This window comes from Methanofollis sp. (assembly GCF_028702905.1).
Classification (GTDB): Archaea; Halobacteriota; Methanomicrobia; order Methanomicrobiales; family Methanofollaceae; genus Methanofollis.
In genome coordinates this window covers 1-7,538 of sequence record NZ_JAQVNX010000102.1, presented here as the reverse complement: position 1 = coordinate 7,538, position 7,538 = coordinate 1, and the positions used below count along the sequence as shown (strand labels likewise).

Below are 7,538 nucleotides of genomic sequence, written 5' to 3'. Positions count from 1 at the left end.
GCGGAGAAGGCGAGCACCTCCACCTCTGTCACGCCGTAGGCGGCGAGGGCGCCGAGTTCGTGCGGCCGGACCGCGTGGAGGGAGGGGAGGATCATCTCCGACTCCCCGATGTCCTCGCCGACAGGCCGCACATGCTGCCACGGGGCCGCCGGTTTCCGGATCGTCCAGGTGCCTTCGCCGAGCCAGACGTCCTCGATCATGACGACCGCGTCGTATTCGGGCGGCACCAGGTTGCCGGTGTTCACCCGCACGGCGTCGGGGAGGACGACTGGCCTGGTCTCGGAGGCCCCCCGCGTCTCCGCGCTGCGGACGGCGATCCCGTCCATCGCCGAGATGTGCATGCCTGGCACGGAGAAGCGGGCATAGATCGGTCCCGAGGTCACCCGGCCCGCCGCCTCTTCGAGGGGCACGGTCTCGGTCCGCGGCTTTCTGCTGCCAAACCTCTCCCTGATGATCCCGAGGGCCCGGTCGAGGGAGACGAGGTCCAGGTACCTCTTCACCACAGGACCGCCTCCACCTCGTCGCCCTCTTCAAGGCCTTCCCGCCCTGCCGGGACGACGACGAGACCGTCGCTCTTCACCAGGGTGTTCAGGAGGCCGGACTTCCCGAAGACCGGTGTTGCCACGCCGTCCGCCACACGGACGCGGACATAGTCCTCCCGCCCCTTTGCCGAGGGGATGTTCGCGGCGAGCCGCGCCCGCACCCGGCGCACGGGCACGGCCGCGCCCGAGAGCGCCGCGAACAGGTGGCCGACCACCGCCACGAGGACGACATAGGCCGAGCCCGGGTGGCCGGGCAACCCGATCACCGGCGTCTCCCCGACCTTCCCGATGATCGTCGGCTTCCCCGGCGATATGGCGATCCCGTGGACGAGCACCTCGCCGAGTTCGCCGATCACACGGGCGGTCATGTCCCGCATGTCCTTCGAACTCCCGCCCGAGATCAGGACGCAGTTGCACTCCGCGACCGCCTGCTCGAGGACCGGCCTGAGGAGCGCGGGGTCGTCCCTGACAATCCCGTACAGCACGGGCACGCACCCGTGCTCCCGCACGAAACCCGCGCACAGGTAGGCGTTGGCGTCCCGCACCTGTCCGGGCGCGAGGTCGGCCTCCACAGGCACCACCTCGTTTCCCGTCGAGATGATCCCGACACGCGGCAGTCCGAGCACCCTGACCGCGGCCACCCCTGCCGAGGCGAGGACGCCGAGATCCTGCGGGGTGAGACGCCGCCCCGCCTTGAGGACGACAGCCCCGGTTGCAAAGTCCTCGTCACGGGAGAGCACGTTCTCTCCGGGCGCGACCGGCCTCTGGACGAGCACCTCGTCCCCCACAGCCTCCGAGTACTCGATCATGGCGACGGCGTCAGCCCCCGCAGGGAGCACCCCGCCTGTCGGGATATACCAGCAGCTGCCCGCGTCCACCGTCCCCGGCGGCGCCCGGCCCATCTCGATCCTCCCCCGCACGGAGAGCATCGCCGGGATCGCCTCCGAGGCGCCGGCCGTGTCCGACGCCTGCACGGCATACCCGTCCACCACCGACCTGTCGAAGCCGGGCAGGTCATGGCCTGCCCTGACGTCGTCGGCAAGCACGCGGTGGAGGGCGTCTTCCAGCCGCACCTCTTCGGTGCCGGCAGGCCGGGCGGTCGAGCGGACGACCTCCACGGCACGGGCGACCGGCACCACATCGAGAAAGAGGCTCATCTGAAGCAACCCAGCTGGCAGGAGCGGATCTTGATCTTCGGGTCGTGGCGGTTGCAATACCGGGCGATGTCCATCTTTGGTATACCGTATTTCTCGCTGATCGCAAACGCCTGCTCGCACCCGATCTCCGTGGTGATCCCGCTCTCGGCGAATGCCTTCTCGATCAGTTCTTTGTCCATGATGAGATGATTACCCGCGGAGGAGATTAGTGTTTCCGGCTTTCGGCCGGGTAAGGCTTTAGCCCCCCGACGAGATACGCTCCTCATGCATATTGCCTTCCTTCACTCGTCCCTCGACCCCGCGGGACGAAACCTTGCCCGCCGGATGGGGGAACTCCTTGCAGAACGGGACGACTGGCCTCTCTGCCGGGCGGCGTCCCTCTCCTTCCACGAGAGCGGAGGGCGTCTCATCTATGCCGAAGGGGCCGACAGGGACCTCGGCGCAGACATCCTTGTCTTCCTTTCCCGGCACTCAAGTTCGCACCCGACGCCGGCCCTCACCGTCCATGTCACCGGCAACTATGGGAACCCGGCCTTCGGCGGAGACGCCCGGACCCTCGCCCCCGCGGCCCCGGCCATGATGCACGCCGTCCTCCGCGGCCTTGCCCGCCATGCCCCGCCCGGCTACCGCGCCAGCTATGAGGCGACCCACCACGGCCCGACGACCCTTGGCATCCCCTCCCTCTTCGTCGAGATCGGGAGCACCGAGACCGAGTGGAACGACCCTGCCGCGGCCGACGCCGCCGTCCGCGCCGTCCTGGAGGCCGTGCCCGGCGACGCGATCCCCCTGGTCGGCTTCGGCGGCACCCATTATGCCGTCCGCCAGACCGAGATCGCGCTCTCCTCGAAGGGGGCCTTCGGCCACATCGCTCCCTCCCGCGAGGTCGCCTGCCTCGACCGCGACCTCGTCGCCGCGATGATCCGGCAGACCGGGGCGGTCGCCGCCTACCTTGACAGAAAAGCGCTTGCAAAAACCGACGCCGACCGTCTCCAGGAGATCCTCGTCGACCTCGGCCTGCCCGTCCTTTCGGAAGGCGAGATCACCGGTATCGGGGACCTCTCCTGGGAGACATACACGGCCGTTCGCGCGGCGGCAGAAGGGATCTCTCCGGGCTGCCGTCTTCATACCGGCACCCTTGCAGGGACGGGCGATCCCGTCGTGGCCACGATACCCGCAGCTCTCGTTTCAGAGGCGGATAAAGCCGACCCGAAGGCATTCAGGGAGGCATTAGATCTCCTTCCCGCGGCATCGGTCGCAGGGGAGCACGGGGAGATCCTCCCGACATTCATCACCTTCGCGAATCAAAGAGAAGAAATAATACATTATTTAATATCCCTGTGTATTAAAATCATAGATGATCGGTGGAGCACTGCAGCTGAAGGGGACGACCTCGTCATCATGAAGGCGAGATTCGACCCCGGTAAGGCCCGGCAGCTCGGGGTTCCGAAAGGCCCGCTCTTCGGACGTCTTTCGAGCGGTCAGCCCGTCGAGGTCGGAGGGCGGACGATCACCCCGACCATGGTCGGTTCCTGCAGTGAAACACGCATCCACATCCCGGGGTTGGAGAGGTATATCGATGAAGTCCATAGTTGAAGAGGCACTATCACGGGCGCGAGACGAGTTTGAGACCGCCGTCCAGCCAGACGACGACCTTGAGGAACTCCTGCGGGATCTCAGGACCGAGATCGTCGTCGTCGGGTGCGGCGGCGGTGGCTCGAACACGATGACCAGGATCGCCGAGGAAGGCGTGGTGGGGGCGCGGCTCATCGCGCTCAACACCGACGCCCAGCACCTGATCCGCACCAAGGCCGACAAGAGGATCCTTATCGGCCGCCAGCGAACGCGCGGCCTCGGCGCCGGTTCCATCCCCCAGATCGGCGAGGAAGCCGCCCTGGAAAACGAGGACCAGATCAAGACGTCCCTGGAGGGTGCCGACATGGTCTTCATCACCACCGGCCTCGGCGGCGGCACCGGCACCGGCTCGGCCCCGATCGTCGCCAAGGCGGCGCACGAAGAGGGCGCACTGACGATCGCCGTTGTCACCCTCCCCTTCACCTCCGAGGGATCTATCAGGTCGGAGAACGCGGAGGCCGGCCTTGAACGCCTGCGCGACGTCGCCGACACCGTGATCGTCGTCCCGAACGACCGTCTCCTCGAAGTCGTCCCGCGCCTGCCCCTCTATGCCGCCTTCAAGGTTGCCGACGAGGTGCTCATGCGGGCGGTGAAGGGGATCACCGAACTGATCACCGTGCCCGGCCTCGTGAACCTGGACTTCGCCGATGTGCGGACCGTGATGGAGCGCGGCGGCGTCGCCATGATCGGCATGGGCGAGTCCGACGCCGAGGACAAGGCTGCCGACTCCGTGAAAAAGGCCCTGAGGTCTCCGCTCCTCGACGTGGACATCTCCGGCGCGACCGCCGCGCTTGTCAACGTCGTCGGCGGCCCCGACATGACGATGGCCGAAGCCGAGGGCGTCGTCCAGGAGGTCTACAACAGGATCGACCCCGGTGCCCGGATCATCTGGGGCGCCCAGGTCGACCCTGATATGCAGGGCAAGGTGCGGACGATGCTCGTCGTCACCGGTGTGAGTTCCCCCCAGATCTACGGGCGGGGCGAGCGCAAGTCTCTTCCCCGCGTGGCGAAAGAATTTGATATAGACTTTCTGAGGTGAGATAGATGGAGATCAATACCGGAACAGCCAGATTAAACTCTCTCTATGAGGAGTATATCCAGAAATACATCCGCGTCCTGAAACTGGCGCGGACGCCGTCCCGTGATGAGTTTACCAAGATCGCCCTTGTTGCGGCAATAGGCGTCTTTGTCATCGGTCTCATCGGGTTTACGATCTATGAGCTGATGCTCGTGCTGCCGCACTGATGTCCATGACCAGCGAAATACTGACCCGGGTATATGCCGTCAAGACGACGGCAAAACAGGAGCGTGCCGTCGCGGACGGGATCTACCGTGCGGTCCTGCACGACCCGTCCTTCAAGGTGAAGGCGGTGGTTGCTCCCGATGAACTGAAAGGCTACGTCCTTATCGAGGCCGATGAGCCCCACGCACGTATCGCCGAACTGATCGAGACAGTGCCGAGCGCCCGGACAGTGGTGCCCGGCGAGACCACTCTTGCAGAGGTCGGCCATTATCTCGTCCCGAAACCGGCTGTTTCCGGTATCGACGAGGGTACGATCGTCGAACTCATTGCCGGACCATTCAAGGGTGAAAAGGCTGTCGTAAAACGGGTCGATACCTCAAAGGAGGAGATCACCGTGGAGCTGTACGATGCCCTGGTGCCGATCCCGATCACCGTGCGCGGCGACAATGTCCGCGTGATCGACCGTGGCGAAGCCTGATCCTCTTCATCTTTTTTCCCGTTCCCTGTGATAGTATTAAGTGCGCACCGGGGAAACCTTAGTCACCCAGGCTCAGTACCCTTCTGGGAAAAGCATGGTGATTGTACTATGGCAGAAACGGTCGAGGTATTAGTACCCGGTGGAAAGGCAACTGCAGGCCCACCTATTGGTCCTGCCCTGGGTCCCCTCGGTATCAACGTGAAAGCGGTCATTGACGAGATCAATAAGAAGACCGCTGAATTCAACGGCATGCAGGTGCCGGTGACGATCGAAGTCGACGAGAAGAAGAACTTCACCGTAACGGTGGGTATTCCTCCGACAACCGCGCTCGTCATGAAGGAAGCTGGTATCGAGAAGGGGTCCGGCGAGCCGTCCACTCAGTTCGTGGGTGATCTGCCGCTCGAGGCCGCTGTCAGAATCGCACGCATGAAGTTCGACGACATGCTCTCCTACCGCCTGAAGTCGGCGGTCAAGGAAGTTGTCGGGACCTGTGTCTCTATCGGTGTGACGGTCGAAGGCCGCAAGCCGAAGGAGATGCTGGCAGCGATCGATGCGGGCGAGTTCGACAGTATGCTCGAGAACTAAACGGGATTCATCCATAGGAGATCAAACACGGTCGTGTACTATGGAGGCACGTAATGGTTGAGAGAGAACAGATATTGAAGGCTGTGCAGGCGGCTCTTGAGACTGCGCCGGAACGTAAGTTCACGGAGAGCGTTGATCTCACGATCAACCTCAAGAATATCGACATGGCGCAGCCGAAAAACCGTATTGATGAGACTATCCTTCTCCCGCACGGTATGGGCACGCCGATAAAGGTCGCTGTCCTCGGAAAGGGCGAGATCACGACGCAGGCAAAAGAAGTCAACGTCGACCTGATCATCAGCCCCGAAGAGATCGAGCGCCTGGGCGGCGAGCCCCGTGAGGCACGGAAGATCGCAAACGAGTACCGCTTCTTCCTTGCGGAAACAAGCGTGATGGGTCTTGTGGGTCGCTGGCTCGGTCCGAGGCTCGGTCCCCGCGGCAGGATGCCGATGCCGATCCAGACCGGTATGGACGTCCGTCCGATCATCGAGAGGCTCCGCTCCTCGGTGAAGATCCGGTCGAAGGACAAGAAGGTCTTCCACGCGCCCGTGGGCAGCACCACGATGGCTCCTGAGGAACTTGCAGACAACATCGACGCGGTCATGAAGAAGATCGAGTCGGTGCTCGAGCAGGGTCCGCAGAATGTCCGCTCGGTGTATGTGAAGACGACCATGGGTCCGGCAGTGAGGCTGATCTAATGGCGCTCTACACTCACCACCTGCCCACATGGAAGAAGAGCGAGGTCGAGGCGATCAAGCAGCACTTTGCCGATTACCCGGTGGTCGGGCTTGTGGATATGTACGGTATCCCGGCGAGTCAGCTCCAGCACATCAGGCAGAACCTCCGCGAGGTCGCCTATATCAAGATGACCCGCAACACCCTGACCTCCCGCGCTCTGGACGAGGTCGGCGGCGAGGTCGCCACGATGGCCGGGCACATTGCCGGACAGAGTGCGCTTATCTTCACGAAGGAGAACCCCTTCAAGCTCTACAAGCTCCTTGAGCAGACGAAGACGAAGATGGCCGCAAAGCCGGGCGAGACTGCTCCGGAGGACATCGTCGTCGCCAAGGGCCCGACGAGCTTCAAGCCCGGTCCGATCGTCGGTGAGCTTCAGCAGGCCGGCATTCCGGCCGTGATCGAGGCCGGCAAGGTCAAGATCAAGGACACGAAGACGGTCGTGAAGAAGGGCGAGGTCATCTCCGCGAAGATGGCTGACGTGCTCACGAAGCTTGACGTCAAGCCGATGGATGTCGGCCTGATCCTTCGGGCGGCATTCCAGAACGGCACGGTGTTTGCACCTGAGACGCTCGCGATCGACGAGTCGGTCTACCTTGGCAAGATCACGCTCGCGGCCCAGCAGGCATTTAACCTGTCGGTGAACGCGGCTATCCCGACCACGGAGACGACCGGTGCGATCCTGGCGAAGGCCGTCCGCGACGCCCGCAGCCTCGGTATCGAGGCCGGTGTCTACGAGAAGGATATCATCGACGCGATCATTGGAAAGGCGTACAGATCATCGCTTGCTCTGAAGGGAATTGTCGAAGAATAAAATTGAGAAAAATTTGAGGTGAATGAAATGGAATACATCTACGCTGCACTGCTCCTGCACAACGCAGGTAAGGACATCAACGAAGAGAATGTCAAGGCTGTTCTCTCCGCTGCCGGTATCGCCGCTGACGACGCTCGTGTGAAGGCCCTCGTGGCCGCACTCGACGGTGTTGACATTGAGGAGGCCATCTCGAAGGCCGCCGTCGCCACCGTTGCCGCTGCACCCGCCGCAGCCGCTCCGGCCGCAGCCGCCCCTGTTGAGGAAGAGGCTGAGGAAGAGAAGAAGGAAGAGGAAGAAGAGTCCGGCATGGCCGGCCTCGGTGCCCTCTTCGGCTAAATCTTTTTTTCTTTTC

10 protein-coding genes and 1 pseudogene are annotated in these 7,538 nt (G+C 63.3%); 8 read left to right on the top strand and 3 right to left on the bottom strand.

Features of this window, described 5'->3' with window-relative positions:
- From PHP59_RS10475 to PHP59_RS10465, 3 genes and pseudogenes are all read right to left on the bottom strand, one after another.
- Positions 1-500 (bottom strand): annotated as a pseudogene (locus PHP59_RS10475) (molybdopterin biosynthesis protein); the annotation flags it as partial.
- Positions 497-1,699, bottom strand: coding sequence for a gephyrin-like molybdotransferase Glp (glp, locus tag PHP59_RS10470; RefSeq protein ID WP_300166704.1), 1,203 nt, complete (start codon positions 1,697-1,699; stop codon positions 497-499). The gene glp and the pseudogene PHP59_RS10475, both read right to left, overlap by 4 nt.
- Positions 1,696-1,878, bottom strand: a complete 183-nt coding sequence (locus tag PHP59_RS10465) for a hypothetical protein (RefSeq protein ID WP_300166702.1) — start codon at positions 1,876-1,878, stop codon at positions 1,696-1,698. The genes glp and PHP59_RS10465 overlap by 4 nt, the downstream gene beginning before the upstream one ends.
- Before the next feature lie 85 nt (positions 1,879-1,963).
- On the opposite strand from PHP59_RS10465, the gene PHP59_RS10460 reads away from it, so the two are divergent.
- The 8 genes from PHP59_RS10460 to rpl12p all read left to right on the top strand — a co-directional run bounded on the left by PHP59_RS10460 (position 1,964) and on the right by rpl12p (position 7,522).
- The gene (locus tag PHP59_RS10460) at positions 1,964-3,292 is read left to right on the top strand and encodes a D-aminoacyl-tRNA deacylase (protein WP_300166700.1); all 1,329 of its coding nucleotides are present in this window, start codon (positions 1,964-1,966) and stop codon (positions 3,290-3,292) included.
- Positions 3,276-4,370, top strand: a complete 1,095-nt coding sequence (ftsZ, locus tag PHP59_RS10455) for a cell division protein FtsZ (protein ID WP_300166698.1) — start codon at positions 3,276-3,278, stop codon at positions 4,368-4,370. The genes PHP59_RS10460 and ftsZ overlap by 17 nt, the downstream gene beginning before the upstream one ends.
- A gap of 5 nt (positions 4,371-4,375) precedes the next feature.
- On the top strand, positions 4,376-4,576 hold the full coding sequence (locus tag PHP59_RS10450) for a protein translocase SEC61 complex subunit gamma (RefSeq protein WP_300166696.1): 201 nt from the start codon (positions 4,376-4,378) through the stop codon (positions 4,574-4,576).
- A gap of 5 nt (positions 4,577-4,581) precedes the next feature.
- Entirely contained in the window at positions 4,582-5,052 is a 471-nt protein-coding gene (locus tag PHP59_RS10445) for a transcription elongation factor Spt5 (RefSeq protein ID WP_300166695.1), read from the top strand.
- Between the two features lie 108 nt (positions 5,053-5,160).
- Positions 5,161-5,637, top strand: a complete 477-nt coding sequence (locus PHP59_RS10440) for a 50S ribosomal protein L11 (RefSeq protein ID WP_300166694.1) — start codon at positions 5,161-5,163, stop codon at positions 5,635-5,637.
- A gap of 53 nt (positions 5,638-5,690) precedes the next feature.
- Positions 5,691-6,335 carry a 50S ribosomal protein L1 gene (locus tag PHP59_RS10435; RefSeq protein WP_067048673.1) on the top strand — a complete coding sequence of 215 codons (645 nt, stop codon included), beginning with the start codon at positions 5,691-5,693 and terminating at the stop codon, positions 6,333-6,335.
- The gene (locus PHP59_RS10430) at positions 6,335-7,186 is read left to right on the top strand and encodes a 50S ribosomal protein L10 (RefSeq protein WP_300166693.1); all 852 of its coding nucleotides are present in this window, start codon (positions 6,335-6,337) and stop codon (positions 7,184-7,186) included. The genes PHP59_RS10435 and PHP59_RS10430 overlap by 1 nt, the downstream gene beginning before the upstream one ends.
- 27 nt (positions 7,187-7,213) lie before the next feature.
- Positions 7,214-7,522: a 50S ribosomal protein P1 gene (rpl12p, locus tag PHP59_RS10425; protein ID WP_067048680.1), complete on the top strand. Its 309-nt coding sequence runs from the start codon at positions 7,214-7,216 to the stop codon at positions 7,520-7,522.
- Positions 7,523-7,538 lie beyond the last annotated feature (16 nt).

Coding starts and splice junctions, on each gene's coding strand:
- glp (WP_300166704.1), bottom strand. CDS start 1,699: ATGAGCCTCTTTCTCGATGTGGTGCCGGTCGCCCGTGCCGTGGAGGTC.
- PHP59_RS10465 (WP_300166702.1), bottom strand. CDS start 1,878: ATGGACAAAGAACTGATCGAGAAGGCATTCGCCGAGAGCGGGATCACC.
- PHP59_RS10460 (WP_300166700.1), top strand. CDS start 1,964: ATGCATATTGCCTTCCTTCACTCGTCCCTCGACCCCGCGGGACGAAAC.
- ftsZ (WP_300166698.1), top strand. CDS start 3,276: ATGAAGTCCATAGTTGAAGAGGCACTATCACGGGCGCGAGACGAGTTT.
- PHP59_RS10450 (WP_300166696.1), top strand. CDS start 4,376: ATGGAGATCAATACCGGAACAGCCAGATTAAACTCTCTCTATGAGGAG.
- PHP59_RS10445 (WP_300166695.1), top strand. CDS start 4,582: ATGACCAGCGAAATACTGACCCGGGTATATGCCGTCAAGACGACGGCA.
- PHP59_RS10440 (WP_300166694.1), top strand. CDS start 5,161: ATGGCAGAAACGGTCGAGGTATTAGTACCCGGTGGAAAGGCAACTGCA.
- PHP59_RS10435 (WP_067048673.1), top strand. CDS start 5,691: ATGGTTGAGAGAGAACAGATATTGAAGGCTGTGCAGGCGGCTCTTGAG.
- PHP59_RS10430 (WP_300166693.1), top strand. CDS start 6,335: ATGGCGCTCTACACTCACCACCTGCCCACATGGAAGAAGAGCGAGGTC.
- rpl12p (WP_067048680.1), top strand. CDS start 7,214: ATGGAATACATCTACGCTGCACTGCTCCTGCACAACGCAGGTAAGGAC.